Source organism: Streptomyces sp. NPDC050704, assembly GCF_040654355.1.
Lineage (GTDB): Bacteria > Actinomycetota > Actinomycetes > Streptomycetales > Streptomycetaceae > Streptomyces.
Window position 1 is genome coordinate 24,107 of record NZ_JBFAHW010000022.1, and the last position, 23,262, is coordinate 47,368.

The 23,262-nt window shown below is 69.4% G+C and carries 29 protein-coding genes and 2 pseudogenes; 22 read left to right on the forward strand and 9 right to left on the reverse strand.

Annotated features, from left to right (window positions below):
- Nucleotides 1–15 precede the first annotated feature (15 nt).
- Both AB0I18_RS15205 and AB0I18_RS15210 read right to left on the reverse strand, forming a co-directional pair.
- On the reverse strand, nucleotides 16–1,281 hold the full coding sequence (locus AB0I18_RS15205; RefSeq protein ID WP_363105920.1) for an SWF or SNF family helicase: 1,266 nt from the start codon (nucleotides 1,279–1,281) through the stop codon (nucleotides 16–18).
- Nucleotides 1,278–4,133: a DEAD/DEAH box helicase gene (locus AB0I18_RS15210; protein ID WP_363105921.1), complete on the reverse strand. Its 2,856-nt coding sequence runs from the start codon at nucleotides 4,131–4,133 to the stop codon at nucleotides 1,278–1,280. Before AB0I18_RS15210 ends, AB0I18_RS15205 begins: the two co-directional genes overlap by 4 nt.
- 261 nt (nucleotides 4,134–4,394) lie before the next feature.
- Here AB0I18_RS15210 and AB0I18_RS15215 point away from each other — a divergent pair, with 261 nt between their 5' ends.
- On the forward strand, nucleotides 4,395–5,438 hold the full coding sequence (locus AB0I18_RS15215; RefSeq protein ID WP_363105922.1) for an acyl-CoA desaturase: 1,044 nt from the start codon (nucleotides 4,395–4,397) through the stop codon (nucleotides 5,436–5,438).
- A 104-nt stretch (nucleotides 5,439–5,542) separates the two neighbouring features.
- Nucleotides 5,543–5,725 carry a hypothetical protein gene (locus tag AB0I18_RS15220; RefSeq protein WP_363105923.1) on the forward strand — a complete coding sequence of 61 codons (183 nt, stop codon included), beginning with the start codon at nucleotides 5,543–5,545 and terminating at the stop codon, nucleotides 5,723–5,725.
- A 192-nt stretch (nucleotides 5,726–5,917) separates the two neighbouring features.
- Here the strand turns inward: AB0I18_RS15220 and AB0I18_RS15225 are convergent, their stop codons facing one another.
- Nucleotides 5,918–6,775 carry a hypothetical protein gene (locus AB0I18_RS15225; protein WP_363105924.1) on the reverse strand — a complete coding sequence of 286 codons (858 nt, stop codon included), beginning with the start codon at nucleotides 6,773–6,775 and terminating at the stop codon, nucleotides 5,918–5,920.
- A gap of 193 nt (nucleotides 6,776–6,968) precedes the next feature.
- Nucleotides 6,969–7,277, reverse strand: coding sequence for a hypothetical protein (locus tag AB0I18_RS15230; protein WP_363106066.1), 309 nt, complete (start codon nucleotides 7,275–7,277; stop codon nucleotides 6,969–6,971).
- A 262-nt stretch (nucleotides 7,278–7,539) separates the two neighbouring features.
- Here AB0I18_RS15230 and AB0I18_RS15235 point away from each other — a divergent pair.
- A pseudogene (locus AB0I18_RS15235) lies at nucleotides 7,540–7,816 on the forward strand (alpha/beta hydrolase); the annotation flags it as partial.
- Nucleotides 7,817–7,845: 29 nt separating this feature from the next.
- Here AB0I18_RS15235 and AB0I18_RS15240 read toward each other — a convergent pair.
- A complete protein-coding gene (locus tag AB0I18_RS15240; protein ID WP_363105925.1) occupies nucleotides 7,846–8,445 on the reverse strand; it encodes a methyltransferase domain-containing protein in 600 nt (199 codons plus the stop codon).
- A gap of 177 nt (nucleotides 8,446–8,622) precedes the next feature.
- On the opposite strand from AB0I18_RS15240, the gene AB0I18_RS15245 reads away from it, so the two are divergent.
- The 5 genes from AB0I18_RS15245 to AB0I18_RS15265 all read left to right on the forward strand — a co-directional run bounded on the left by AB0I18_RS15245 (nucleotide 8,623) and on the right by AB0I18_RS15265 (nucleotide 13,703).
- Nucleotides 8,623–9,396, forward strand: a complete 774-nt coding sequence (locus AB0I18_RS15245) for an MHYT domain-containing protein (RefSeq protein WP_363105926.1) — start codon at nucleotides 8,623–8,625, stop codon at nucleotides 9,394–9,396.
- Between the two features lie 62 nt (nucleotides 9,397–9,458).
- Nucleotides 9,459–12,023 carry a nitrate- and nitrite sensing domain-containing protein gene (locus AB0I18_RS15250; protein WP_363105927.1) on the forward strand — a complete coding sequence of 855 codons (2,565 nt, stop codon included), beginning with the start codon at nucleotides 9,459–9,461 and terminating at the stop codon, nucleotides 12,021–12,023.
- Complete coding sequence (locus AB0I18_RS15255) at nucleotides 12,020–12,457, forward strand: roadblock/LC7 domain-containing protein (RefSeq protein ID WP_363105929.1); 438 nt, start codon at nucleotides 12,020–12,022, stop codon at nucleotides 12,455–12,457. The genes AB0I18_RS15250 and AB0I18_RS15255 overlap by 4 nt, the downstream gene beginning before the upstream one ends.
- A gap of 19 nt (nucleotides 12,458–12,476) precedes the next feature.
- Nucleotides 12,477–12,890 carry a DUF742 domain-containing protein gene (locus AB0I18_RS15260; protein ID WP_363105930.1) on the forward strand — a complete coding sequence of 138 codons (414 nt, stop codon included), beginning with the start codon at nucleotides 12,477–12,479 and terminating at the stop codon, nucleotides 12,888–12,890.
- A 207-nt stretch (nucleotides 12,891–13,097) separates the two neighbouring features.
- Nucleotides 13,098–13,703, forward strand: a complete 606-nt coding sequence (locus AB0I18_RS15265) for an ATP/GTP-binding protein (RefSeq protein ID WP_363105931.1) — start codon at nucleotides 13,098–13,100, stop codon at nucleotides 13,701–13,703.
- A 95-nt stretch (nucleotides 13,704–13,798) separates the two neighbouring features.
- Here the strand turns inward: AB0I18_RS15265 and AB0I18_RS15270 are convergent, their stop codons facing one another.
- Entirely contained in the window at nucleotides 13,799–14,227 is a 429-nt protein-coding gene (locus AB0I18_RS15270) for a PPOX class F420-dependent oxidoreductase (protein ID WP_363105932.1), read from the reverse strand.
- Between the two features lie 96 nt (nucleotides 14,228–14,323).
- Between AB0I18_RS15270 and AB0I18_RS15275 the strand changes: the two genes are divergently transcribed.
- Complete coding sequence (locus tag AB0I18_RS15275) at nucleotides 14,324–14,737, forward strand: roadblock/LC7 domain-containing protein (RefSeq protein ID WP_363105933.1); 414 nt, start codon at nucleotides 14,324–14,326, stop codon at nucleotides 14,735–14,737.
- 154 nt (nucleotides 14,738–14,891) lie between these two features.
- Nucleotides 14,892–15,284: pseudogene (locus AB0I18_RS15280) on the forward strand (DUF6397 family protein); the annotation flags it as partial.
- Between the two features lie 3 nt (nucleotides 15,285–15,287).
- Here AB0I18_RS15280 and AB0I18_RS15285 read toward each other — a convergent pair.
- The 3 genes from AB0I18_RS15285 to AB0I18_RS15295 form a co-directional block, all read right to left on the reverse strand.
- Complete coding sequence (locus AB0I18_RS15285) at nucleotides 15,288–16,697, reverse strand: site-specific integrase (RefSeq protein ID WP_363105934.1); 1,410 nt, start codon at nucleotides 16,695–16,697, stop codon at nucleotides 15,288–15,290.
- A gap of 18 nt (nucleotides 16,698–16,715) precedes the next feature.
- The gene (locus tag AB0I18_RS15290) at nucleotides 16,716–17,159 is read right to left on the reverse strand and encodes a hypothetical protein (protein WP_363105935.1); all 444 of its coding nucleotides are present in this window, start codon (nucleotides 17,157–17,159) and stop codon (nucleotides 16,716–16,718) included.
- A 160-nt stretch (nucleotides 17,160–17,319) separates the two neighbouring features.
- Complete coding sequence (locus AB0I18_RS15295; RefSeq protein ID WP_363105936.1) at nucleotides 17,320–17,754, reverse strand: hypothetical protein; 435 nt, start codon at nucleotides 17,752–17,754, stop codon at nucleotides 17,320–17,322.
- A 253-nt stretch (nucleotides 17,755–18,007) separates the two neighbouring features.
- On the opposite strand from AB0I18_RS15295, the gene AB0I18_RS15300 reads away from it, so the two are divergent.
- The 12 genes from AB0I18_RS15300 to AB0I18_RS15355 all read left to right on the forward strand — a co-directional run bounded on the left by AB0I18_RS15300 (nucleotide 18,008) and on the right by AB0I18_RS15355 (nucleotide 23,164).
- Entirely contained in the window at nucleotides 18,008–18,286 is a 279-nt protein-coding gene (locus AB0I18_RS15300) for a helix-turn-helix transcriptional regulator (protein WP_363105937.1), read from the forward strand.
- Between the two features lie 4 nt (nucleotides 18,287–18,290).
- On the forward strand, nucleotides 18,291–18,581 hold the full coding sequence (locus AB0I18_RS15305) for a helix-turn-helix domain-containing protein (RefSeq protein WP_363105938.1): 291 nt from the start codon (nucleotides 18,291–18,293) through the stop codon (nucleotides 18,579–18,581).
- 111 nt (nucleotides 18,582–18,692) lie between these two features.
- A complete protein-coding gene (locus AB0I18_RS15310; RefSeq protein WP_363105939.1) occupies nucleotides 18,693–19,067 on the forward strand; it encodes a hypothetical protein in 375 nt (124 codons plus the stop codon).
- On the forward strand, nucleotides 19,064–19,900 hold the full coding sequence (locus tag AB0I18_RS15315) for a phage antirepressor N-terminal domain-containing protein (RefSeq protein WP_363105940.1): 837 nt from the start codon (nucleotides 19,064–19,066) through the stop codon (nucleotides 19,898–19,900). The genes AB0I18_RS15310 and AB0I18_RS15315 overlap by 4 nt, the downstream gene beginning before the upstream one ends.
- Nucleotides 19,897–20,628 carry a hypothetical protein gene (locus AB0I18_RS15320; RefSeq protein ID WP_363105941.1) on the forward strand — a complete coding sequence of 244 codons (732 nt, stop codon included), beginning with the start codon at nucleotides 19,897–19,899 and terminating at the stop codon, nucleotides 20,626–20,628. The genes AB0I18_RS15315 and AB0I18_RS15320 overlap by 4 nt, the downstream gene beginning before the upstream one ends.
- A 133-nt stretch (nucleotides 20,629–20,761) precedes the next feature.
- Complete coding sequence (locus tag AB0I18_RS15325; protein WP_363105942.1) at nucleotides 20,762–21,064, forward strand: hypothetical protein; 303 nt, start codon at nucleotides 20,762–20,764, stop codon at nucleotides 21,062–21,064.
- Nucleotides 21,061–21,450 (forward strand): hypothetical protein, encoded by a 390-nt coding sequence (locus AB0I18_RS15330; RefSeq protein ID WP_363105943.1) that lies wholly within the window; start codon nucleotides 21,061–21,063, stop codon nucleotides 21,448–21,450. Before AB0I18_RS15325 ends, AB0I18_RS15330 begins: the two co-directional genes overlap by 4 nt.
- Nucleotides 21,447–21,587, forward strand: a complete 141-nt coding sequence (locus tag AB0I18_RS15335; RefSeq protein WP_363105944.1) for a hypothetical protein — start codon at nucleotides 21,447–21,449, stop codon at nucleotides 21,585–21,587. The genes AB0I18_RS15330 and AB0I18_RS15335 overlap by 4 nt, the downstream gene beginning before the upstream one ends.
- Entirely contained in the window at nucleotides 21,584–21,910 is a 327-nt protein-coding gene (locus tag AB0I18_RS15340; protein ID WP_363105945.1) for a hypothetical protein, read from the forward strand. The genes AB0I18_RS15335 and AB0I18_RS15340 overlap by 4 nt, the downstream gene beginning before the upstream one ends.
- Nucleotides 21,907–22,410 (forward strand): hypothetical protein, encoded by a 504-nt coding sequence (locus tag AB0I18_RS15345; RefSeq protein WP_363105946.1) that lies wholly within the window; start codon nucleotides 21,907–21,909, stop codon nucleotides 22,408–22,410. The genes AB0I18_RS15340 and AB0I18_RS15345 overlap by 4 nt, the downstream gene beginning before the upstream one ends.
- Nucleotides 22,383–22,652 (forward strand): hypothetical protein, encoded by a 270-nt coding sequence (locus AB0I18_RS15350; protein WP_363105947.1) that lies wholly within the window; start codon nucleotides 22,383–22,385, stop codon nucleotides 22,650–22,652. Before AB0I18_RS15345 ends, AB0I18_RS15350 begins: the two co-directional genes overlap by 28 nt.
- Nucleotides 22,649–23,164 carry a hypothetical protein gene (locus tag AB0I18_RS15355; protein ID WP_363105948.1) on the forward strand — a complete coding sequence of 172 codons (516 nt, stop codon included), beginning with the start codon at nucleotides 22,649–22,651 and terminating at the stop codon, nucleotides 23,162–23,164. The genes AB0I18_RS15350 and AB0I18_RS15355 overlap by 4 nt, the downstream gene beginning before the upstream one ends.
- The last annotated feature ends 98 nt before the right edge of the window (nucleotides 23,165–23,262 follow it).

Consider the following 23,262-nt stretch of genomic DNA (forward strand, 5'->3'; position numbering starts at 1 on the left):
CCTTCCCGCCCGGTGTCACTCCTGCCCCTCGGCCAGGGCGAGCGCCGTCGCCGGGTCCGGGGACGCCGGCCCCGCGGGGGTCCAGCGCCCCCGCTCCTTGCGATACGGCCACCAGCGGCCGTCCGGCCCCAGACGCACCTGTGCCGCCCCGCCGACGACGGTCCAGCGATTGCGGGACGCGCGCAGTGGCGGCCGCTCCTCCTCCCAGGCCGACGCGAGAGCGGCGCGCGCGCGTGCGAGGTTTTCCGCCTCCACCGTCCACTCCGTCTCCAGCACGTCGAGCGCGGGCACGCCGCCGTACTCCCAGGCACGGACGGCGAGCGCAAGCCCCTCCCGGTCCCGCCCCGACCCCTCCGCGAGTCGGGCGGTCACCGAAGCCGCCGGAGCGCTCGAAGCCAGCCGCACGGCGTCCTGCGCCGACGTCAACTCGGCCTCTATGGAGTGCTGTTCGTGCCCGGCCCTGACGGCCTCGGCCAACAGTCGGTGTGCCTCGCGGGCAGCCTGCGTCGCCAGGAACTCCAACGCGGCCGGATCGACACCGGGCGCGGGCTCGGTCTCCGTGTCCAGGGAGGGCGGCAGTCCCGGTTCTACGGGCACGGGAGGCGCGGCGGGCACCGGCGGCAGGATGTCCCCGGCCGCGTACGCCTCAGCGGCGTCCACGCCCTCGTGCGTCTGCTGTCGCGCGGGAGTCGCCTCGGTCCGAGGCGCGCTGCGGACCTGCAACTCGTCCAGCAGCTCCCGCTCGCCGCGACCGCGCATGAGGAGCAGCACGAACGGGTCCTGGTCCAGCAGCCGCGCCACCTGATAGCAGAGGGCCGCGGTGTGACCGCAGTGGTCCCACGCGCCGCAGTCGCACTCCGCCTCCAGATCGCCCAGGCCGGGCAGGAGTTCGACACCGGCCGCCGCGGCGTCCTCGACCAGATGCGGCGGCATCTCGCGGTCGAGCAGCGCCGCGATGTGCCCGGCCCGCTCCACCGCCATGCTCAAAAAGCGGTCCCACTGGTCCTCGGACAGCTCCTGGAGCAGGACATCGGCGCGGTGCGAGGTGCGGTCGCGGTCCTGGACCACCGCGGTGATGCGCCCCGGGCGCACCGACACGGCGCCCACCGCTCCCGCGCGCGCGAGCCTGCGGCCGGTCTTCAACTGCTGCAAGTCCATCGCGGCGTCCTCCAGCGCCTTGAGCCAGGCCTGTCCCCACCAGGTCTGTGCGAATCCCCGGCCGTGCGCGGGCGGCAGGGCGGCGAAGGTGCGCTCCGGGGCATCTTCGTACGGGTCGCTCATCGGGCCCCTCCTCGCAGTTCCACCAGGTCGGCCAGTTCCGAGTCGGTCAGCTCGGTGAGGGCCGCCTCCCCGGAGCCGAGCACCGCGTCGGCCAACTCCCGCTTGCGCAGCAGCATCTCCGCGATGCGGTCCTCGATCGTCCCCTCGGCGATCAGCCGGTGCACCTGCACCGGCCGGGTCTGCCCGATGCGGTACGCCCGGTCGGTGGCCTGAGCCTCGACGGCCGGGTTCCACCAGCGGTCGTAGTGCACGACGTGTTCGGCCTGTGTCAGGTTCAGGCCGGTGCCCGCGGCCTTCAACGACAGCAGGAAGACGGGTACTTCGCCCTCCTGGAAGCGCTGCACCATGGCCTCGCGCTGCGGGACGGAGGTACCTCCGTGCAGGAACTGGGAGCTCACGCCGCGTGCGCTCAGGTGCCGCTCGATGAGGCGTGCCATCCGCACGTACTGCGTGAAGATCAGAACGCATGCCCCCTCGGAGAGGATGGTGTCGAGCAACTCGTCCAGCAGCTCCAGCTTTCCGGAACGTCCCGCGATCTTCGGACTGTCCTCCTTGAGGAACTGCGCCGGGTGGTTGCAGATCTGCTTCAGCCCGGTGAGCAGCTTCACGATCAGGCCGCGCCGCGCCATGCTGTCGGCGCCCGAGATCTCCGCGAGGGTCTCGCGGACCACCGCCTCGTACAGACCCGCCTGCTCCTTGGTGAGCGACACGGCACGGTCGGTCTCGGTCTTCGGCGGCAACTCGGGGGCGATACCCGGGTCGGATTTGCGGCGACGCAGCAGGAACGGCCGTACGAGCTGGCCTAGTCGGTCCGCCGCCCCGGGATCCTGCCCGCCCTCCACGGCCTGCGCGTACCGGGTGCGGAAGGTGCCGAGCCTGCCCAGCAGGCCAGGTGTCGTCCAGTCGAGAATCGCCCACAGCTCGGAGAGGTTGTTCTCCACCGGAGTTCCGGTGAGCGCCACGCGCGCGCGTGCGCCGATGGTCCGCAGCTGCCGGGCCGTGTCCGAGTACGGGTTCTTCACGTGCTGGGCCTCGTCGGCGACGACCATGCCCCACGACGCCTCGGCCAGCCGTGGCGCGTCCAGCCGCATCGTGCCGTAGGTCGTCAGTACGAACTCGCCGTCGGCCAGACCTTCCAGACTTCGCCGCGCGCCGTGGAAGCGACGAACGGGAGTACCCGGAGCGAACCTCTCGATCTCGCGCTGCCAGTTGCCCATCAGGGACGTCGGACACACGACGAGGGTCGGGCCCGCGGCCGTCTCATCGCTCTGCCGGTGCAGATGCAGCGAGATCAGCGTGATCGTCTTGCCCAGGCCCATGTCGTCGGCGAGGCAGCCGCCCAGTCCCAGGGAAGTCATCCGGGCCAGCCAGTTGAGCCCGCGCAACTGGTAGTCGCGCAGCGTCGCGGCGAGCGCGGCGGGCTGCCCGACCGGCTCCTGCCCCTCCGGGTCCGAGAGGCGCTCCCGCAGCGTGGCCAGCCATCCCGTGGGCCGTACGTCGACCCGGTGGCCGTCGACCTCAGTGGAACCCGTCAGAGCGGCGTTCAGCGCGTCCATCGGCGTGACCTTGCGGTCCTGCTGGGCGCGGGCGCGGCGCACCTCGTGCGGGTCGACGAGCACCCACTGGTCACGCAGCCGCACCATGGGACGGTTGGCCTCGGCGAGCCGGTCCAGCTCCTGCCGTGTCAGTTGCCGATCACCCAGTGCGAACGACCAGTTGAAGGCCAGCAGTGCGTCGGCGGACAGGAACGACGGTGTGTCCGACGTCGGCTTGCCGGGGCCCTGCTCGTCGTCCGGTGGGCCGATGACCGCGCGGGCCGTCAGCTTGCGTGCCAGCTCCTTGGGCCAGTGCACCTCCACGCCGGCGGCCGTGAGCCATCGGGCACCCTCACCCAGGAGTTCGGCGACCTCCTCGTCGGCGAGCTCGATGGAGTCGGGCACGGTCGCAGACAGCAGGGGGGTGAGCGGAGCCCAGGCCCGTGCGGCGCGCCGCAACGCGAGCAGGGCGTCCATCCGCGCGCGCGGACCGAAGCCCGGGCTCGACCCGCCCCACACCTCCGAGGCATCGGCCACCAGGGTCGGGTCGCTCACGCTGTGCAGTTGCAGTACCGCCCGGAACGGCAGCCGGGTCTCGTCCGGTACGGCCGAGGCGAGGCCCGGCACCTCGACCCGCAGCGAGACCCGTACGCCCGCGTCGTGCCCGGCGGCGACGGCGGCGGCCCACGCACGCTGCTCCGGCACATGCTGCGGCTCCGAAACGGCGAAGGCAGGGCTGCCGGCCGCGAGCGTCGCGGCGGGGGAGCGGGGCAGCGTGTCGGCGACCGCGTCGAGGAACGCGCGCAACAGCCGCTCGGGATCGGGCAGGCGCAGCGGTTCGCTCTCGTCGACCGGCGCAGCATGCGCCTGGGGCGGCATCGCGGCGGCCAGTTCACGGATCCGCTCCAGGTCCGCCGCTCCCAGCGGGCCGGCACGCCACGCGTCGTGGTCACCGACGCTCAGACCGGGCAGCAGCAGCCCCCGTGCGGCGAGTTGGAGCGCGAGCACGGCCGCCGCACCCCAGAACGCGGTCGCCCTGTGTGCCCGCGCGGCGGCACGCGCGCGCGTGAGTACCGGCAAAGCCGCCCGCACCGGCAGCAGGACCGCCGGCACGCTGCCCAGTTCGACACCGTCCTCGCCGGGCAGGACGACGGTCAGTTCCTCGACGGATCCGGACCTGATGACAGGAGGGTCTTCACCATCGGGCAACCAGAAGGCGATGCTGCCCGTACGGGCCGGATCGGCAGGCATGAAGACGGCGCAACAGCGGGCCAGCTCGGAGATCTCGGACGGGGTCGCCGCAGGGATCCTCTGCACAGATATGACGCATTCCTCAAGTTTGACTAGCTGGAGTCGGAGTCGCCGAGGGTACAGCACTGCGGATGCCCGGCAGGCGTGACCTGGTCGTGACCCCGGTCACTTTCGTCTCGGGGGTGTCGTCAGTGCCACCGGAGGGCCGGGGGTCTTCCCCGGGTGAACACGGGTGGTGGCGCCATGGTCGCCCAAGGTCACTGATCCGTACGTTTCTTGAGGTCAGCCCTTTCCGTTCAGCCTTTCCGTCAGAGACCGGAGACCGCCATGCCCCACTCCTCCACAGCCATCGCGGAACATCCTCCCCGGGCCTCCACCGGCAGCGAGTTCACGCCGTTGCTGCGCACCGTCAAGGGCCAGGGTCTCCTCGACGGCAGGCAGGGCTGGTACGCGCTGGCCATCGCCGTCAACGCGCTCGCCCTGGCCGGCGTCGTCTCGGGCATCGTCCTGATCGGCCACTCGTGGTGGGTACTGCTGCTGGCCCCGATACTCGCCGTACTCTCCGCCCGCACGGCCTTCATAGGCCATGACGCCGGGCATTCCCAGATCACCGGGAACCGGTCCGTCGGCCGTCTGATCGGACTGATCCACGCCAATCTGCTGCTCGGTATGAGCTACTCGTGGTGGAACGACAAGCACAACCGCCACCACGCCAACCCCAATCACATCGACAAGGACCCCGATGTCGCGGCCGACGTCCTGGTTTTCACCAGCGACCAGGCCACGGACCGGGTCGGCTTCCGGCGCTGGCTCACACGCAACCAGGCCTGGCTCTTCTTCCCGCTCACCCTTCTCGAAGGCGTCGCCCTGAAGCTCTACGGCTTTCGGGACCTGCGCCGGCAGCCCACCCGTGAGCGCGTACAGGAGGCCTTCCTCCTGGTGGCGCATGTGGCCGCGTACGTGACGCTGCTGCTCACCTCCATGTCCCTCGGCACGGCCCTCGCCTTCGCCGCGCTTCACCAGGCACTGTTGGGACTCCACCTGGGCATGGCCTTCGCGCCCAACCACAAGGGCATGGAGATGCCCGACCCCGACGGCGAGGGGTGGGGTCATCTGCGCCGCCAGGTGCTCACTTCCCGCAACATCCGTGGCGGCGCCGTGACCGACTGGTTCCTCGGCGGCCTCAACTATCAGATCGAGCATCACCTGTTCCCGAGCATGCCCCGCCCTCATCTGCGACTGGTCCGGCCCCTGGTGCGCGCCCACTGCCGAGATCTGGGTATCCCTTACGCGGAGACGGGACTCGTGGACTCCTACCGTCAGGCGCTGCGGCACATGTACGAGGTCGGGGAACCCCTCAGGGTCGAATAGGGGGCACACTCAGGGTCGTATCAGGGTCTGGTCCTGGAACCGCGGGGAGCACGGACCCGTTCTCAAGACAGAGAGCGGCAGTGGCCGCGAAGGAGGCGACGTACATGTCGAAGAACGCGAAGATCGCCGCAGGGGGTGTGGCGGCCGGACTGATCCTGCTCATCTGGCTGCCCTGGTGGGCTGCCCTTCTGATCGTCCTGGGAGTTCCGGCGGCAGCGTATCTGACGCTGGACCCCTCACAGCGGCGCAGGCTGCGCCGCGTTACCCGCAAGGAGCTCGGTCACTGAGGCACCACCGATCCGGTCAGTTCCCTTCCGGGGCGCAGGAGCTGACCATGTCGCCGCTCGCGGACCTGCCGACGGTACGGTCCGCGGGCGGCTGTGTGCCCACGCCGCCCAGACAGTGAGCGGGGCGAAAGCAGACCGGTAGCCACGGCGGGATCGGCCGCAGTGCCGATCCCGTGGTCCGTCCCCCCGGGTTCAGCTCGGGCGGACCGCCATCTTGTCCAGCGCGTCCAGCAGGCCGGGCAGCTCGGCTCCGCGGCCGACAGTAAGAACCTCTCCCGGCTTCTCGTCGAGCAGTACGAACGCGATGTCGTCGGTCCTGGCCACCATCGACCAGCCCGGCCCGTCGGCCCGCAGGGTCCTCGCGTCACCCGGTGCGAAGGACGAGCGCACCCGGCCGAGGGGCGGCGGCGTGTCCACGTACGCGTGCGCTTCGGCGAGCACGCGCCGGATGCCGCTGGGAGGCTCGCTCGCACCGTCCTCGTCGGCGTCGCCGCTCCGCACGGCATCCCCGGTGGACGCCTCGGTGTCCGGGGTGGCGAACTCCTCGTCGTCGATCTGCTCTCGCCAGGCCGCCCACTGGAGCGCGATCTCGTCGGCGCCCAGCCGTCGCTGCGCCGGGCCCCAGGCGGACGTGTCCGGCGGAGCCAGCGGCTCCTGTTCCGCGATTTCGGGCGAAGGGTCGTGCGGGGCGGGCACATCGGGTGCCGCGACAGCGACGGGGAGTGGCCACCCGGGCAGCGCGGCGACCATCGTGCGGTCGTCGGGCGACAGGTCGTACTCCATGCCGCAGTCCCAGGACGCGATGGCGACGGCGACCAGCGAGACGTCGTCGATGACGACCGTCCACCGCGCCCCGTCCCCGTCCTGGCCGAGCACCAGGCCGTACCCGTCGGCAAGGGGCGCGAGACCGAGCGTCGAGCACGCCTCCGGGTAGTCGTCGCCCAGCACGCTGGGGAACTGCGCCGGTGTCAGGAGCACAGCTGTCAACACATACAGCGCGTCATCGTCATCGTCGCCGGTGGCGACGGCCCCATCGTCCGTCCCGGCCATCCCAGCCTCCCCATCCACTACATCCGTCGGCGCACCCTAATGCGCTCCCGCGGCGGTTGTCACGGGTCCTGAACGTGCACGGAGCTGCGGTTATCCCCCTGGACAGGGGCGAAACGACCATCCGTCACGGCTTGGTTTCCGCCCCCGCCCTGTCTCGGTCCGCCGTCAGGTACCGGCAGGTTCTCGCCGGTCGTCAGGCCACGGGCAGACCGAGCAGCGTCCGCGCCACGGCCGTCGGCGACTCGTCACGCTCCCGGGCGAGGGCGATGACGGCCCGGCACGCCAACTCGTTGACCCCGAACGACAGCGCCTCCGGGGACACCCAGGTCGCGGCCTCGTCGATCCCGTCCTGATCATCCTCGGCGCACGCCGACACGTAGGCCGCGGCGGCTTCGAACAGGTTGTGTGTGCGCTTCTCCGGGCGGTCTTTCCGGGGAGGACGGTTCTCCTGGGACTCGGTCGATTCCAGGCGTGCGAAGAACTTGCGGAGTCTGTCCACCATGCCGGACATACGGGCACCTTCCCCCTGCGTGGTTGCCATCGCCGATCGTCCACCTGCTGCTATTCAACGTAGAGTTGAATCTTCGACATCAGAAGGGGGACGGTGTCGTGAAGCGTCCGTGGCCGTCCCGTCGAGCGAGGCGATCGTGGCCCGCGGTCGGGCGAGTTCGGCCCGGCTCATGGTGCGTACGACGGTTGAGGATTCCGCACCGGAAGGGATCGTCGAACTCCTCGGCAGGCAACGGGAGATCGCCCTCGTGGGACATGCGGACGCGTCGGTGACGGCACTCGACGAGGCTCGCGTCACCGAGGCGGAGCTGATCGCCCGCAGTACGGGCGGCGCCGTGGCGATCGTGCTCGCCCACCGGCGGCCCGACCTCGTCCCACTGCTGGTTCTCACGGAGGTCGACCTCGATCCGTGTCCCCCTCACCGCGGGCGACAGCGGAATCGCCTCCTACGAAGAGGGCGCCTACGCCGACGGCGGCCACGCGCGCGTGCCGGAAAGCACCAGCCTCCGGTGGGCGGCGACCATGCGGCTCGGCTATCCGGAATCCCGTGAGTCGCGGCCTCAGCGCAGCCGTTCGGCCAGTGCGAGGAACCTGGCGGGCTCGTCCACGTACGACGTCATGCGCCAGCCGGAGCCGGACAGCAGCGGACCGAGGACGGCCTCCGCGCGCAGATCGTCCGGCGTGAGCTGCCTGCCCTGGCGCGCCGCGAGAGTGGCCCGGCCGATCGGATGGAACAGCGCCAGCGTCCCGCCGGGCCGGACGACCCGCGCCAACTCCCGCACATTCTCGGCCGGATTCGGGAGGTGGGCGACGAGGCCGGCCGCGAAGACGGCGTCGAGCGACTCCGTACGCAACGGGAGCCCGGCCACATCGGCGACCAACAACTGTCCCAGCCGGTCCCGGCCCGCCCGTACGGCGGCCTCCAGCATGGCCGGGGTCAGGTCCGCGCCGAGAACCACCCCGGAGGGCCCCACAGCGTCTCTGAGCGGCGGCAGGGCCCGCCCCGTACCGCAGCCCGCGTCGAGTACGCGGTCGCCCCTCCGCAGCCCGAGTTCGGCGACCGCCGCCGCGTACGCCGGGCCGTCGTCGGGGAAGCGGTCGTCCCAATCGGCCGCGCGGGCCGTGAAGAACTCCTGGACATGCGTGTGGTCGTCGCTCATGCACCGCATGTTCTCGCACCGGCGGCGAGCAGTGTGATCGAACGCCGACGCGAAACGCGAGGCGGTGCACATGTTCGAGCGTGACGCGATCGTTCAGGTGCACCGCTACGTCATATTGCAACAGCTTTCGAAATGCGCCCCCTGTGTGCGCCCTGTGCAGGACTAGCTTCCGGAGCCATGGGACACCTGGACCACGCCACCTTCGGCTGGCTGACCCCCGCACTGTCGTACGTGATGGCCTGCATGGGCGCCGCCCTCGGGCTGCGCTGCACGGTCCGCGCGCTGGGCGCCTCGGGGCGCTCGCGCCGCAACTGGCTTCTCACGGCGGCCTCCGCGATCGGCACGGGCATCTGGACGATGCACTTCGTGGCGATGCTCGGCTTCAGCGTGGGCGGCACCGACATCCGCTACAACGTGCCACTGACCATCGTCAGTCTGCTCGTCGCCATGGTCGTGGTCGGCGCGGGCGTCTTCGCCGTGGGCTACGGTCGCGACCGCGGCCGCGCCCTCTTCCTCGGCGGGCTCACCACCGGCCTTGGCGTCGCGAGCATGCACTACCTGGGCATGGCCGCACTGCGGTTGCACGGGGGCGTGACATACGACCCGGTGCTCGTCGGGATCTCAGTCGTGATCGCCGTGGTCGCGGCAACCGCTGCCCTGTGGGCGGCGTTGAACATCAAGTCGCCTATCGCGGTCGCCGTCGCCTCCCTCGTCATGGGAGCGGCGGTGAGCAGCATGCACTACACCGGAATGATCGCGGTCAGCGTGCGGGTCTCCCCGTCGGGCGACGCTCTGCCCGGGGCCACGGCGATGCAGTTCATCTTCCCCCTCGCCGTCGGCCTCGGGTCCTATCTCTTCCTGACATCGGCGTTCGTCGCACTCTCCCCGACCGCGGGGGAGCGTGAGGCTTCCGCCTCGGCCCAGCAGCCCGTCGAGAGTGTCGCCCGCTAGTGGTGGGCCCGGACCGGCAACCCGGCAGGCGCGCCCCCCGAACCACTCCGAGCGAGGAGGCCATGCGTACACCCCGTAGGACCCCCATCAACGGCTCCCAGCCGCCGCCGACCCCGGTGCGGGGCCGCCGCGCGCACGCCGGACGGCCGGCCGACGAAGTCACCGACCAGGACGAATCCGCGGGCACAGTGCCACCTGACGCGCCCATACGCGCGGGCGAGTGGAGTCTGCGCCCCCGAACAGTGCGGGCGAAGATCGTCTGCCTGCTGATGGTGCCCGTCGTCTCCCTGCTCGCTCTCTGGGCGTACGCGACTGTCACCACCGCCCAGGACGTCTCACGGCTGCGGCAGTTGCAGCGCGTGGACTCCCAGGTGCGCGCTCCGGTCGCCGCGGCCGTCGCCGCGCTCCAGGACGAACGCACGGCGGCCGTGCGCTACGCGACCAAACCCGCCGCCGACCAGGAGGCCGACCTCAAGAAACTGGCGGCACGCACCGACCGGACCGTGGCGGAGCTGCGCCTCGGGGATCACAACACCGTCGCCGACAGCGAAGAGCTGCCCTCCGGAGTGGCCGGGCGCCTCGAAGCCTTCGTCACCCGAGCCGAACAGCTGCGCTCCGTACGGACCGGGGTACTCGACCGGCGCACCGGCTGGGACGACACGTACGAGCGGTATACCGAGACCATTTCGACCGCCTTCGGAGTGGGCGGAGCGCTCACCGGCATCCAGGACGCCGAAATCGGCTCCGACGCGCGCGTGCTGCTCGAGTTCTCCAGGGCGGGGGAGTCCCTGGCGCAGGAGGACGCGGTGCTCGCCGGCGCCCGGCTCGCCGGGAGCCTCGACGGGCAGCGGCTGCGGATGTTCACCGGCGCCGTCGACACGCGCAGGCTGCTCACCGAGGCCGCTGTCGCCGATCTCCGTGGACCCGAACGAACCGCCTGGCAGGACCTCGCGGAGGGGAGCGCGTACGGCGATGTCCACGCCGCCGAGGACAAGGCGCTCGCGACCCGGCCCGGCGGCAGGGTGCTCGATGCCGCACCCGAGGCGAGGTGGAACGCCGCGCACGCGCGCGTGCAGGACGACATGCGGGCGATCGAGGCGGACGCCGGCCGTGGTGTCGCGGACCGGGCCGACCCGTTCCGGCGCGGGCTGCTCTCAGCGGCCGGTGCCGCGGTCCTCCTGGGGCTCGTCGCGGTGGCCGCGTCACTCGTCATCTCCGTACGCATCGGACGAGGCCTCGTCATCGAGCTGGTGAGCCTGCGCAACACCGCACTGGAGATCGCCCGGCGCAAACTCCCGCACGCCATGCGGAAACTACGCGCCGGGGAGGAGATCGACATCCGTGCGGAGGCTCCGTCCGGGCCTCCCGCGGAGGACGAGACCGGGCAGGTCGTGGAAGCCCTGGGCACCGTGCACCGCGCCGCCCTGCGCGCCGCGGTCGAACGCGCGGAACTCGCCAGCGGCATCTCCGGAGTCTTCGTCAACCTCGCCCGCCGCAGTCAGGTCCTCGTACACCGCCAACTGAACCTGCTGGACAGCATGGAGCGCCGCTCCGACGATCCGAACGAGCTCAGCGACCTCTTCCGGCTCGACCACCTCACCACGCGCATGCGACGCCACGCGGAGAGCCTGATCATCCTCTCCGGAGCAGCCCCGGGCCGGGCCTGGCGGATGCCGGTCTCCCTGACGAACGTGGTCCGCGCGGCCGTCTCCGAAGTCGAGGACTACGCGCGCGTGGAGGTACGACAACTCCCGGAGACATCGGTCATCGGAACCGCGGTCGCCGACCTCACTCACCTCCTGGCCGAAATCGTCGAGAACGCCGCCCAGTTCTCACCGCCTCACACCAGGGTGCGGATCACCGGCGAGCCCGTCGGCAACGGCTATGCCGTGGAGATCGAGGACCGGGGACTCGGCATGGGCAAGGAGACTCTCGCCGAGGCCAACCACCGCATCGAGCAGTCAGAGGCACTCGACCTGTTCGACAGCGACCGGCTCGGCCTCTTCGTGGTGAGCAGGCTCGCGGCCCGGCACGCGATCAAGGTGCACCTCCGGACCTCGCCCTACGGAGGCACCACAGCGGTTGTCCTGCTCCCCACGGCGCTGCTGCACACCGGGGCGGAGGAACGTTCCGGTACCCGCAAGGCGGAGGCGGAACGGCCCGCGGAACGCGAGTACGCGCGCGTGCCCGCTCCGGCCCCGAAGCGGGACTCCGTGGAGGCAATGAACGAACGGCCCGCCCTGGTGGCCCCTCTGCAGACCGCGGCGGAAGCCTCCATGGGCGGCTCGCGCGACAGCCACCCGCCCGGCGTGACCGCGCTGCGCCTGCACCGCCCCGAGAACGACGCCGACGACGCCGAGGGCGACACCCGGGCCGAGGAGTCCGACGGGCTCCCCCGGCGCGTACGACAGGCCAGTCTCGCCCCGCAGTTGCGCGAAGAACGTCCGGCAGAGCCGGCGGAGGCCGCGGGGCGCCGGGACGACGAAGAGCGCACCCCCGAAGCGGTACGGGACCGCATGGCGGCCTACCGCGACGGATGGGCCCGCGGTGGCGGCCGTACACCCGGCCTCGGCGCCACCCCCGGCCCTGTAGCGGGCAGCGACAGCAGCGAAGGAGACCCCGCATGATCCAGGATCCGGGCATGAGGACCGCACAGCGCTCCGGCGAACTCGACTGGCTACTGGATGACCTGGTGCTGCACGTCGACGAGGTGCGGCATGCCGTGGTGCTGTCCAACGACGGACTCGCGGTGGGCGCGTCCAGTGACCTCAGGCGCGAGGACGCGGAGCATCTTGCCGCGGTCGCCTCCGGCTTCCACAGCCTGGCCAAGGGGGCGGGCCGCCATTTCGGCGCCGGGGGCGTGCGCCAGACGATGGTGGAGATGGACGACGGCTTCCTCTTCGTGGCAGCCGCCGGCGACGGTTCCTGCCTGGCCGTTCTCAGCGCCGTGACGGCCGACATCGGACTGGTCGCCTACGAGATGGCACGCCTGGTCAAGCGAGTGGGCGAGCATCTCCACTCGGCGCCGCGCGTCGGCGCGCAACCACCCGCGGCCGGGTGAGTGAGGGGGTTCGGCACACATGACCCAGGACCGTACAAGCCCTCCTGAACAGCCGGGCAGCCAGTGGTACGACAACGACGCCGGGCCGCTCGTCCGTCCGTACGCGATGACGGGCGGGCGCACCAAGTCCGGCCCCAGCGGGGTGCGTTTCGACCTGATCGCGCTCGTCTCCCTGGACACGGGAGCACCCGACGTCGGCGACGACACCTCACTCGGTCCGGAACACCGGGCCCTGATCGAACTCTGCCGTCTCGAGACCCAGTCGGTCGCCGAACTGGGAGCCGACGCCGACCTGCCCGTGGGCGTGGTCAGGGTTCTCCTGGGCGACCTGCTGGAGCGGGGATGTGTCACGGTCAGCCGTCCGGTGCCGCCCGCGCAGCTGCCCGACGAGCGCATCCTGCGCGAGGTCATCGAGGGATTGAGGGCGCTGTAGATGGTGGATCAGAACACCAGCCGAGCGGTCCCGCGCCGCGATCGGTGCCCATCCGGGCACCGAGTGGGCGCGAGACGGTCAGAACGCTCAATTAGTGGTCCAACCTCTCGAAACGGAGCCGCAGTTGTCATGATGCTGACTCCGCACACCTGTACTCACGGCTGTACTCACGTCGACCGTTGCCGGCACTCCCGAGAGAAGTGATCGATGGTCTCCGAACACTCCGACGCCACGAGCGGTGAGACGGCCGCCCTGGCGTTGAAGATCCTCGTTGCCGGCGGATTCGGCGTGGGCAAGACCACCCTGGTGGGCGCCGTCAGCGAGATCAGGCCACTGCGCACCGAGGAACTGCTGAGTGAGGCAGGCCAGTCGGTGGACGACACCGACGGTGTGGACCAGAAGGTCACAACGACCGTCGCCATGGACTTCGGCCGCATCACCATCAGATCCGGCCTGTCGCTCTACCTGTTCGGCACGCCCGGACAGGACCGGTTCTGGTTCCTGTGGGACGAACTGTCGCAAGGGGCTCTCGGCGCCGTCGTCCTCGCGGACACCCGACGACTCGAGGACTGCTTCCCGGCGGTGGACTACTTCGAGCACCGCCACATCCCGTTCGTGGTGGCCGTCAACTGCTTCACGGGCTCGCGTACCTACGGCGCGCATGACGTGTCACGCGCTCTCGACCTCGACCAGGGAACACCCGTGGTGCTCTGCGACGCCCGTGACCGCGACTCGGGGAAGGAGGTGTTGATTCGCCTCGTCGAGTACGCCGGGCGGATGCACACCGCCCGGCTGCTCGACTCGGTCGGCTGACGAGAATCCCCGCAGCCGACCGATACAGGCGACCGATGTGAGGCCTCACGGTCGGTTGACGAGAGGCCTCACAGCCGGCTGGGGCGAAGACCCGCTCAGTCCGCGACGGCGGCTTGAGCGAGTACCTTCTCGATCCTCACGCGTACGAGGAGTTCGCCGGGCACGCCGTTGCGTGCGCCGAACTCCTCGGCCCGCTCCTCGCCCATGTAGCGGCCCCCGATGCGCCCGGCCCAGAGCCGGAGCTCGTCGAGATCCTCCGAGATCCGGGCGCGCCCCTGCAGGACGACGAACGTGAACGGTGGCCGGTCGTCGTCCACACACAGGGCGACCCGGCCGTCCCTGGCCAGATTCCGTCCTTTGACCGTGTCCTTCCCCGTGTTGAAGACCAGGTCGTCTCCGTCGAGAACGAACCAGATGGGCGCCACATGCGGGCTCCCGTCAGCCCTGACGGTCGACAACTTGCCAGTGCGGGTTCCTTGCGAGACGAACGCTCGCCATTCCTCATCGGTCATCTTGTGTGCCATGCCCCTATCCTCCTTGCCCGGACGACGGCAGTGGGGAAGGGTGACTGATCAGATCCTCCGGCCAGGGGGAGTCACACATCCACGGGGAGACGGATCATGGCTGAGAATCAGGGACTTGGCTGGCTGCTGGACGACCTGACCGAGCGGGTCGAACACGTACGGCACGCACTGGTGCTGTCCAACGACGGGCTGGTGACCGGCGCGAGCACAGGGCTCAGGCGGGAGGACGCCGAGCACCTGGCCGCCGTCTCGTCGGGACTGCACAGCCTGGCGAAGGGATCGGGCCGCCACTTCGGCGCGGGCCGAGTGCGCCAGACGATGATCGAGTTCGACGACGCCGTGCTCTTCGTCACGGCGGCCGGCACCGGCAGCTGTCTGTGTGTGCTCAGCGCGGCGGAGGCCGACATCGGCCAGGTCGCCTACGAGATGACGCTGCTCGTCAACCGCGTCGGCGAACACCTCCACGTCGATGCCCGACAGCCGGAACACGCACCCGCAATAGATCTCTGAGCTGCATTGACGCCGCTGTGGCCAAAGTTATCCACAGGTCCGGCGCGAGATCCGGCGAACCGGCTACGGTTTTTCTCGAAGCAAGCGCACGCAAGCGCACATCGCTGCACGGGGGAGAACCATCATGTCCGGCAACACCATCACGCAGTCCGTCATGCCCACCGTGACCCCGGCCACCGCCCCGGTGGCCAGGACGTCACTCGCACAGAGCCGCGCCGCGCGAGAACTGGGGCTCAAACGAGGCGAGTTCGACCTCGCCGTACTCCTCGGACGCATCCGTACCGTCCCGGACGAAGGCGGCGGAGGCCACCGTGTCGCACGCGCCGAGATCGACCGGGTGAGTTCCGAGAGCGGATTCCCGGATGCGCTGCGAGAACGCGTCAAGACGGTCGGCACCTCGGAGGGCGCGGTCCTCATGGATGTGACGACCGCGCGGTTCACACGGTTCGCACGCCTGGGCTTCGTCACGCCCGTCAAGTTCTATCTGAATCGCTACCGGGTGGTGGTCTGGCTGTACCTCGCCGAGGAGCTGCGGCAGTTCGCAGCGGCTCTACGCGGCATCTTCTTGCAGGTCAGACCCATCATCGAGGGCATCAGAGGGTGGCGTCTCAACGTCGTCGACAGGGGTGAATTCGCACTCTCCGGCGGAGGCCTCGCGGTCCTGGGGAGGATCTGGGGAGATCGCTGCGGAATCTGAACCACTCGCGAACCAGGCGTCCATCGCCTGCCGGCCCCTGCCGTCCGCTTCGGGCAGGAAGTGCCCGTACACCTTCAGCGTGATCGCCGCATCGGCATGGCCGAGCCACTTCGAGACTGCCACGGGATTCTCCCGCGCGTCCAGCTGTACGGAGGCGAATGTGTGCCGTAGGCAGTGGAAGCCGGATTCGTGCGAGGACTGGTACACGAGACGGTTCCCGCGCCCATCCTTCCGCTGTATTTTCACGGGGGCAGGGATGATCCCGGCGGCAGCAAGGGCGCGCTTCCAGTAGTGCTCGTTCCACATGTTTGCGCGGACCGCGGACGCGTTGCGGTTGGTTACGAGCAGCCGGTGCGTCTGCGGGGCCCGCTCTTTCGCCTCCAGCTTGGTCTGCGGCGGCCGCGGATCCTTCCAGGGCAGCGTCACAGCCTTTGCCGGGTAGGCGGCCAGGTGCGCCTTGATACGAGACGCGAGATGCTCCGGGATGGGCACGGTCCGGGTCTTGTTCCCCTTCGGGAGCGAGAACACCAGCTTCCCGGCGACGGTGCGGATCTGCCGGTTCACATGGAGGACGCCGCCCTCAAGGTCAATGTCCTCCACGGCGAGCCCCAGAGTCTCGCCGTGGCGGAGGCCGGCGCCGGCGCCGATGTCGACGAGGATCCGGTAATGCTCTGGCAGGTTCGCCTGCACGGCACCGACCCGGTCCCGGGCCCAGGCGCGAGCCTTGGTCGGCGCCTTGGTCGGGGCCTTGATCGTCTTGGCCCGGCACGGATTCTTCCGGATGCGCTCGTCGTCGACGGCACAGTCGAGGATGTTGTTGAGATACTGCCACACGGTCACAGCCGTGCCGGGGGCGATCACCCCCTCAAGGTCCTTGAGCCACTTGCGGAGAGTCTCGACCTTGATCTGCCGCAGAGACAGGCTGCCTAGGTAGGGAAGGATCTGATTGCGGAGTCTGCGGCTCACGGTTTCGAGCGTTGCGGGATCTCCGGTGCGGGCCGGCCACCAATGCTTCTCGACGTACTCGCGCAGGAGAATGTTGCCGTCGCGCGGGTCGATGAACTCGCCCTTGTCGCTGTCGGCCATAGAGTTGGTGAGCCACTTCTCCGCCGCCCCCTTCTGTTTGTCGGGGAAGGACCTGGCCCGGACTCCGGGGATCCCTGCGACCTTGTAGCGCTTGCCCTGGCCGTGGCGCGCCGTCGGGATCGTGTACTTGCCCTTGGCGTCCTTCTTGAACCAGCGGTCTTCGATGTATCCCGGCACTGTCGCCCCCCCGTTCGGTCAGACCTTGCTCAGCGGCTCGGGGCCGTTGTCAATGATCTCCCCGGCGAACATCTGGAACCAGCGGCCGGCGGCAAGTTGTTCGTCGGTGGCCGGGTTCATGGCGGCGGCGAACTGGGCCGTGGTCAGAATGGGGTTGATGTAGACCCTCACGAGCCCCTTCTTCTCAGCTATGCCAACGCCGCTCGGCAGTTCCTTCATGAAGACGTACTCGATCTGGAGCGGGCTGCCGGGGGTGGCGCGGGAGACGATCTCGTCGTTCCATAGTTGGAACCAGCGGACTGAGGCCATGAGCTGGTCGATCTCGACGTTCAGCTGCCGCACGACGTCGGCGAGGGGCGCGTGCTCGTCGAGGCAGACTCTTATGGTTCCGCGATCTTCATCGATTCTCGCAGCCCTGCCAGGCGTGAGGTCATCGACGGTCTTGTAGGCGACATCCAGCATGAACCCTCCCCGCGTTGCGGCCGTGCATCTTGAGCCAGATCGGCCGGAAGCGCACGGTTGGTGAAGGGTACGTCTACAGGGAGTCGCCGACAATCGATTGAAGAAATGTCTACTTACGGACATTCATGGTCAGTTGACCGACCGGTCCGGTGACGGTGTGTCAGTCTCCGGCCTCGCGTCGCGCCCGCTCCTCGGCTTCGATCATGTAACGCCACTTCATCAGCTCGGCTTTGGACTTGCCCGCCAGGTGGCCGACGATGATGCGCACTTCCTCGTCGTAGCCGGCGAGTTCCGTGGCCTCGTATTGCAGCCACTGTTCTGCGGCTGCCTCTTTGATGCGCCGCAGCGGCCTGCCTGTGGCGGCGGCGAGGGCTTCCATCTGTTCCAGTGACGGCGGGTTCGCGGGCGGATTCTTGACGAGTTTCTGGTACCACTGTCGGGGCAGTCGGGTGCCGGTTACGGCTGCGGCGCCACGGTCGGCCATCTCCTGGTAGGTGATGCCAGAGGTGTTGGCCTCTTCGACTAGTTGTGAGAGTGCGCCGACAGGGGAAGGTTCGGCCGCACCAGGGTCTGGGGCTTTGGCCGGAGCCGTCATGTCCTCGTTGTCCTCTCGTGGCACTTCTACACCGACTGTCTCTGGGTGGGGGAGTCTGCGCCGGAAAAGTAGCAGGTCAGTCCGTACAACCATCGTGGATCCGGGACGGATCGTCCACAGATCAATGCTATCCAGCCACAGATTTTGCCGATACCCAACCTTCCAATGTCCCGAATCTGTTGACAATCTGTCCCTAATCGAGTTGACTCAAGGGCAGTGAAAGGCACCTCCGCAACGGGGAGATCCATTGAGCGTGCGCTACGTCCTGAGAGACCTGGACTACTTCAAGAAGACCATGGAATGCCCAGGTCGCGGGGCCCCCTACACCGTCCGCGACCTTGCGGAAGCGAGCGGCGTATCCCGCTCCCAGATCGGGCGCCTCCTCACCGCAGAGCTCGACAATCTCGACGTCAATGACGCGCACGCCATCGCGGAAGCTCTCGGTGTCGCCGTGCTGGTTATTTTTTTGCCCCCCGTGTCCCCAAAACAGGGACATGCCGTCACTGAAACACCCCCCTACAGGAAGGAGTGACCAGGTGCCCAGGCCCGCCAAGACCCCCACGCAGCCGCCGCCCGGCCACGTCTGGACCCCCGAAGCCGCCCACCGCATGGGCGTGACCGTCAAGACGCTCTGGAACTACCGCCACCTCGGCAAAGGGCCCAAGCCGGTCGTTCGAGGCCGCAAGCTCGCCTACCCGATCGACCAGATAGACGCCTGGCTCGAAGCCCAGGACAGCCCGGACCCCCAGGCAGAGCACGACTCCCGCCCCCCGGAAGCGCGCAGCTCGCCCCGGAAGAAGCCGACCGACCTCCAGCTCGCGGGCTAGCCATCAAAAAGCCCCACCCGCCGGGCTCTCACACACCGGCAGCCGGGGCTCCGCGGCCCGAGAGCCGCGCGATCCACACCTCACGAACTCACGAAACGAAAGGTGCTTCACGTGCCTGAAGAGTACTTCTACCGGAAGACCTCCTTTGAGGTGATGTTCCCCGCGGCGGGAGCATCCGACCTGTACGACCCGATCACGCGCCGCACGATGGCTCCGCGCAGCGTTCTGCTGGAGCTGTTCCGCAAGGAGACGCCCGACGAGGGCGAGCGCGAGTGGGCGCACGTTGCGGTGTACGGCCCGCGGCGCCTGAAGTCCGGCGAGCTCGGCCACGAGATCAGCTCGTTCCACTGGCAGCAGACCCGCGTCGAGGGCTCCCCGAACCGGGACAGCGTGGACCGCCCCGAGTGGCTGACGGATGGCCTCGCCGCTCACCTCCCGGACGGCTGGTCCCGTTCGCTGCTCAACCTTCCCGGCGGTGCGGCATGACGACGCCCTCCCAGCCTGCCGAGGTCGTGAAGCTCGATCTGTCCGCCGGATCCATCCATACGAAGCTGATCGACGGTCAGCCGCACGTCATCCTCAAGCCTGCTGTCGACGACTTGGGCCTCGCCTATTCGCCGCAGCTCCGCAAGCTCAAGTCCCGCTCCTGGGGAGTTGTGACCGAGACGGTCACAACTGGCGCTGACGGCAAGGCCTACACGATGGCCGCCACGACGGTCCGCAGCTTCCTCATGCTGATGGCCAACGTCAACGAGAACCGCGTTGCGGACGACGTCCGCCCGACCCTCGTCGCCTTCCAGACCGAGACCGCGGATGCGATCGAGGCGTACTGGACGCGCGGCGGTGCGATCAAGCCGAATGCGCCTCTGCCGCAACTCGACGTCCTGAAGGAACAGGTCGAGTCGCAGCGTGAGGCCCGCCTCCGCGAGATGAGCGACTACCGGGCCGTGACTCGCGCCATCTCCGGCGCTGGCGGTGACCGTGAGGACTTCCGGGACGTCCAGGACTTCATCTACCTGGAGCTGTTCGGCATGTCGGCGGAGACGATCCGTAAGCGGCAGCCGCAGGTGAACGGCAAGCGGTACAAGCGGGACAGCCGTCACGGCAAGGTCGGCGAGCTGATCCGGTCGGGTGTCGCAAAGGACCACCTGACCGAGGCGCAGTTGAAGCGCCTGGACGCGATGGTGCTGGCGATGTCGAGCCTGCTGGTCGCCTGGCATCCGGACGGTATGGCGCCGCTGAGTTCGATCCACGACGCCGTGCAGGAGTCCGCTCGCGCGATCTCCCGCGGGCCGAAGTCGATGCGAGGTGCGGCATGACCGACTACGCCGCTTCCGCTGCCCGGTTCGCCGCTGACACGCGCGGCCACGAGATGACGGTCTTGCTCGATCAGGGCATGTACCGGCACTTCGCCTTCACGGACCCGACGGGCAGCTTCTACCGCTTCGACCTGGTGACGTGGCCGCACAACCTGATGGTGCGCGGCGACGGCTTCTCCTTCGCCTTCTCCGTCTACCCGCCGGTCGACTTGTTCCGGCTGTTCCGCGAGTCCAGCCACAACGACATCAACCCGGGCTACTGGCAGGAGAAAGTCACCGCGGGCCGGGGCGACGTCAGGGACTGGTCGGAGGAGAAGTTCCGTGCCTGGGTTGTCGAGGAGGCCGCCTCCGCTGAGGCCCGCTTTCCCGGCGCCGTCAAGGCTGTCGGCCAGCAGATCCTGAACTCCGAGGATCACAACCTTGAGTACCGGGGGACCGCCGAGTACGCGGTCGCATCGTTCGACCACGGCGACTTCCGGCTGCGGATCCCGAACGACTGGGAGCGGGACTTCGAGGACTTCTCGTGGGAGTTCCTGTTCGCCTGCCGGGCGATCGTGTGGGGCATCGGCCGGTACGACGCGACGATCTGCGGATCCCGCTGCCCCGAGCACCCGGACCACTACTGCCGCCGGTCGCCCAAGCATCAGCCCGGTATCTGCCGAGATGTGAAGCAGAAGGGCTTCGAGTCCTGCACCTGGGACCCGGCCACGAAGCGGGTGGCTGCGTGATGGCCGAGTCGAAGAAGCCGCAGCCTGCCCAGCCGGATCCGCGTGTGGGTTTGAACCCGACGGGCCGCCCCCGCCGCTCATCGGCCGCGAGCCGCAGGAAGCACGACCGACGTAACAGCCGAGGTGAGGCCTCGTGAACGCCCCCATCTCCACCGAGGTCATCGCGAAGCTCCGGGCCCTCCGGCAGATCCACAAGGTCTCGGCGCAGAAGCTCGCCGATGCAGTCACCGATCTCGGGTTCCCCGTCAGCCGCGCGATGCTCGCCAACTGGGAGGGTGGACGGAAGGGCACGATCCCCGTCGACTTCCTGGTGCTGGCCGCGAAGGCGCTCGGCACGACCGCTGAGGCGATCCTGAACGAGCCGGTCTTCTGTCCGACTTGCAGGGGCGATGCTCCCGCCGGGTTCACCTGTAACACCTGCGGCGGTGCCTCATGACCGCCTTCGACCCCACGGTTGCTGCCCGGATCGCCAAGTCGGGCATCCCGATGTCGGCGGACCTCGTCCAGGACGCGGACCGGCTGACGGCCGAGCTTGAGGCCGAGATCCGGGAGCGCGCTGTCGCTGGCATGGTCTGCCCCGAGGCGCAGGCGAATGGCCGCCGTGACGGCATGCATGCCTGGTCTGGCGGCTCGTTCACCCATGCCCGATGCGAGCTGTGCGGTTTCACCCGGACGCGCGGTGAGCGGTCCGAGGAGACCGTCGCACTCCTCGTCGAGCTGGACCGTACCCGCGTCGAGCTCGCTGCCGCCCGGCAGGCGCTGCGCATCCGCGACACCCAGCTGGCCCGGCTGCACAACGAGATGACCGGGGGCCCGGCATGACGCTCCCGTCGAAGCGATTCCAGTCCCCGCCGCCGCACATCACCCGCGCGGACACACCGCTGGACGTGCTGCTGCAGCAGATCGCCGACAACCAGCCCGACACCACCACTGACCTGCCCTCCGAGGAGACGCCGTGACCGCTGTGACCACCATCGCCGACCTGTCCCGTCCGCTGGCGCTCCTGCGACTCCTCACCGCCGACCACCCGGAACTCCCCGCCCTCAACATCGCCATCTCGCCGAACGTCCCGGGCCGCCTCGACCTGGCCGTGCACAACGACCTCGCCGCGTTCGAGGCGTGGCGGGAGGCGCTCGGCATCGACTCCGGCGCCGTCCGGCACAACCTGCAGAGCGGTGACACCACGGTCGTCCTGACCGCGGCTGCGGAGATCGCCGACGCCCGCGTCAACCTGGTCGGCTACAGCCGCAACATGGCCCTCCTCACGGCGGTGGCCGCATGAGCACCGTCATCGAGACTCCGGCCGTCGACGACGTCGAGGACGCGCTGATCGCCCTCGACCGCGACTACTGCACCGTGTACGGCCCCAACCTGGCCGACTGGTCACGCGGGGTGCGGGGCGAGTTCTTCGAGCTGCAGCGATCACGCCGGACGATGGACCGCGAGTCGAACCCGCTGCACCCGCGGAAGTCGTCCGCAAGCCGCCGACGCAGGCATGCGAAGCAGCTCAGCTACCGGGTGCACCGCATCGCCCCGGGCGCGGCCACCATCCTCCTCACCCCCGTATGGATCGACCCAGAGGGCCCCAAGGAGCGCGTGTATGTGGTGACGGCCCGCGCGGAGGGCACCAAGCGGCACCTGAAGCTGCCCCGCGGTGGCTCACGGCAGCTCACGGCCCTCATGCAGGGTGCCTACCCGGCCGCCGACTGGAACCAGCCCCAGACCTGGCATGCCGACGGCAACGCGCTCACCACATGGCAGCCGCGGAGGGCGGCGGCATGAGCGGCCGGGAGATCGAGTCGTCGGCGATTGTCGTCCCCTGCATTGCCCCCGACGCACGGCGGCGGCTGGAACGCGCCGCGGCCGTGCGGATCGCCGACCAGGTCGCGGCGGAGAACCCGCACCCGCTCGACGACTTGATGCCGCAGTTCGCGGGCCGGCAGCTCGCCAAGGACCCGGTCATCGCCGCTGGGCTGCTCGAACTCCTCGACGCCATCGGATACACCCGCAAGGAGCAGACATGACCATGCACCTCGTGCCGAGCCGCTGGCAGAAGAAGCCGAAGCACTCTGCCGACGTCCGTATCGCCGAGCTACAGAAGGCGCACGCCGTCGAACTCGCCGAGCTCACCGAAAAGTACGAGCAGCAGCTGAGCGGCCTCCGCGTCGAGAACGTGGCCCTCCTCAACCGGCAGGCCGCCGCCGACGACTTCTTCGAGCTCCTCATGCACGACGTCGTCACCACCAACGCGGGCCTGCACCGGGTCGAGGAGTTGCGGCAGGACGCCGAGGTGGAAGCCGCGCAGATGCAGTCGGAGCGCGACGACTGGCGGGACGAAGCCCTCGCCCTCCGCGCCAAGTTCGGGCCCCAACTCGCCGCGGAAGCGAACGCGCACCGCATCGACGTGCCGCCCATGGAACGCGACACCAGCGCGATTGAGGACCAGGCGACCGGGCCGATCCCCGTCATCACCCTGCAGCAGGCCTTCGGCACCACCGACCCCGCGCACGTGCCCGCCTGGGCTAGTCGCGACTGAACTGCCGCCGCGCCGGATGACACCGGCCAGCGCGGCGGCGCCCAACGCAAAACCCCCGCCTGGGGCTAACAGGCGGGAGTCCGAGATCAGCATCCCAT

Excerpts from the sequence above, each read along its gene's own strand:
- AB0I18_RS15205 (WP_363105920.1), bottom strand. The coding sequence starts at position 1,281 with ATGAGCGACCCGTACGAAGATGCCCCGGAGCGCACCTTCGCCGCCCTG.
- AB0I18_RS15215 (WP_363105922.1), top strand. The coding sequence starts at position 4,395 with ATGCCCCACTCCTCCACAGCCATCGCGGAACATCCTCCCCGGGCCTCC.
- AB0I18_RS15220 (WP_363105923.1), top strand. The coding sequence starts at position 5,543 with ATGTCGAAGAACGCGAAGATCGCCGCAGGGGGTGTGGCGGCCGGACTG.
- AB0I18_RS15225 (WP_363105924.1), bottom strand. The coding sequence starts at position 6,775 with ATGGCCGGGACGGACGATGGGGCCGTCGCCACCGGCGACGATGACGAT.
- AB0I18_RS15230 (WP_363106066.1), bottom strand. The coding sequence starts at position 7,277 with ATGGTGGACAGACTCCGCAAGTTCTTCGCACGCCTGGAATCGACCGAG.
- AB0I18_RS15240 (WP_363105925.1), bottom strand. The coding sequence starts at position 8,445 with ATGAGCGACGACCACACGCATGTCCAGGAGTTCTTCACGGCCCGCGCG.
- AB0I18_RS15245 (WP_363105926.1), top strand. The coding sequence starts at position 8,623 with ATGGGACACCTGGACCACGCCACCTTCGGCTGGCTGACCCCCGCACTG.
- AB0I18_RS15250 (WP_363105927.1), top strand. The coding sequence starts at position 9,459 with ATGCGTACACCCCGTAGGACCCCCATCAACGGCTCCCAGCCGCCGCCG.
- AB0I18_RS15255 (WP_363105929.1), top strand. The coding sequence starts at position 12,020 with ATGATCCAGGATCCGGGCATGAGGACCGCACAGCGCTCCGGCGAACTC.
- AB0I18_RS15260 (WP_363105930.1), top strand. The coding sequence starts at position 12,477 with ATGACCCAGGACCGTACAAGCCCTCCTGAACAGCCGGGCAGCCAGTGG.
- AB0I18_RS15265 (WP_363105931.1), top strand. The coding sequence starts at position 13,098 with ATGGTCTCCGAACACTCCGACGCCACGAGCGGTGAGACGGCCGCCCTG.
- AB0I18_RS15270 (WP_363105932.1), bottom strand. The coding sequence starts at position 14,227 with ATGGCACACAAGATGACCGATGAGGAATGGCGAGCGTTCGTCTCGCAA.
- AB0I18_RS15275 (WP_363105933.1), top strand. The coding sequence starts at position 14,324 with ATGGCTGAGAATCAGGGACTTGGCTGGCTGCTGGACGACCTGACCGAG.
- AB0I18_RS15290 (WP_363105935.1), bottom strand. The coding sequence starts at position 17,159 with ATGCTGGATGTCGCCTACAAGACCGTCGATGACCTCACGCCTGGCAGG.
- AB0I18_RS15295 (WP_363105936.1), bottom strand. The coding sequence starts at position 17,754 with ATGACGGCTCCGGCCAAAGCCCCAGACCCTGGTGCGGCCGAACCTTCC.
- AB0I18_RS15315 (WP_363105940.1), top strand. The coding sequence starts at position 19,064 with ATGACGACGCCCTCCCAGCCTGCCGAGGTCGTGAAGCTCGATCTGTCC.
- AB0I18_RS15320 (WP_363105941.1), top strand. The coding sequence starts at position 19,897 with ATGACCGACTACGCCGCTTCCGCTGCCCGGTTCGCCGCTGACACGCGC.
- AB0I18_RS15330 (WP_363105943.1), top strand. The coding sequence starts at position 21,061 with ATGACCGCCTTCGACCCCACGGTTGCTGCCCGGATCGCCAAGTCGGGC.
- AB0I18_RS15335 (WP_363105944.1), top strand. The coding sequence starts at position 21,447 with ATGACGCTCCCGTCGAAGCGATTCCAGTCCCCGCCGCCGCACATCACC.
- AB0I18_RS15345 (WP_363105946.1), top strand. The coding sequence starts at position 21,907 with ATGAGCACCGTCATCGAGACTCCGGCCGTCGACGACGTCGAGGACGCG.
- AB0I18_RS15350 (WP_363105947.1), top strand. The coding sequence starts at position 22,383 with ATGGCAGCCGCGGAGGGCGGCGGCATGAGCGGCCGGGAGATCGAGTCG.
- AB0I18_RS15355 (WP_363105948.1), top strand. The coding sequence starts at position 22,649 with ATGACCATGCACCTCGTGCCGAGCCGCTGGCAGAAGAAGCCGAAGCAC.